Below are 564 nucleotides of genomic sequence, written 5' to 3'. Positions count from 1 at the left end.
ATTTACGTGAGTCAAAAAGCGTACAAAACTCCAGCAGATGATCGCGTTTCGTGTGCTTGTCCGATTTGAGTTCAAGCAATGTTGCTAAGTGTGTCTTCGCTCACAAACCCTGACGCCCAATTTTCGGTTAACGAGTGTTACGTTAAACGGCTCTGTAGCCCTTGTCTGCTTTGGGGTTTACAGCATTTTACATTCTGAAACCGGATCATTCATAACGCTCATACAAGAGTACAAAACCATACCTCTCGACAACGGAAGGAACGCAAAGCGACTGCTGTACTGAAGTGCATTGAAATCAGAGAATCGGATGCAGCATGTCGACAATTCAGAATTTTTATCGTCTAGTGAGCGCGAGTACTTGTGCGCTTGTTCTAAGCGCTTGCTCTTCTGGTGCATATGATTCGACTAGCGAAGTGAACAGTCTTTCTGAAACGGGTGCTACCTCTCAGGGTCAGGGGCAAGCAGTTGCTGCTCAGTTAATGGATGAGGTTTGCCTCACTAGCCAACTTGATGATGAGTTATTAGTCGCTCTGAATGCGGCGCGTGCCCAGTCGCGTAGTTGTG

At 46.8% G+C, this 564-nt stretch carries 1 protein-coding gene; it reads left to right on the top strand.

The genetic code is table 11. The annotated features are described in order from the left end of the window. Positions 1–314: 314 nt before the first annotated feature. Positions 315–564 (top strand): hypothetical protein (locus tag A3751_RS21600; protein ID WP_156492732.1); only part of this gene is annotated, 250 nt, incomplete at its 3' end.

It is taken from the genome of Oleiphilus sp. HI0080 (assembly GCF_001635135.1).
This window is presented reverse-complemented; position numbering and strand designations above follow the sequence as displayed.